1 protein-coding gene is annotated in these 320 nt (G+C 65.9%); it reads right to left on the minus strand.

What is annotated here, in order from left to right; translation table 11 throughout:
* On the minus strand, positions 1-320 hold a 320-nt coding region (locus tag F2P45_RS34920; RefSeq protein ID WP_370663354.1), incomplete at both ends, for a TonB-dependent receptor domain-containing protein.

Genomic DNA, 320 nt, shown 5'->3' on the forward strand with positions numbered 1-320 from the left:
CGACCAGCGCGGCGCAAAGCGCCACACCGCGCCGATGTTCTTGACCGACTTCGAAAACTCGGTCTCGCCGCCCTGTACCTGCCGGTTGCCGTAGGCCGCCAGCGTGGTGTAGGTGTCGATCGTCAGCCTGGCTTGTTCGTGGCGCACGCCGCCGCGCAGCGTGACCGGGCCGAATTCGTATTCGAGCTGCGCAAACGGCGCGTTCGACGCGAACTGCAACTGCGGCACCCAGGTGCGGTTGGTCGTGGCCAGGCGCTGCAGGGTGTTGTCGCGCAAAAGATCGAGACCGACCGTCATTTCCAGGCCGCGCACCAGCATGT

It is taken from the genome of Massilia mucilaginosa (assembly GCF_011682145.1).
In the GTDB taxonomy this organism is placed as follows: Bacteria; Pseudomonadota; Gammaproteobacteria; order Burkholderiales; family Burkholderiaceae_D; genus Telluria_A; species Telluria_A mucilaginosa.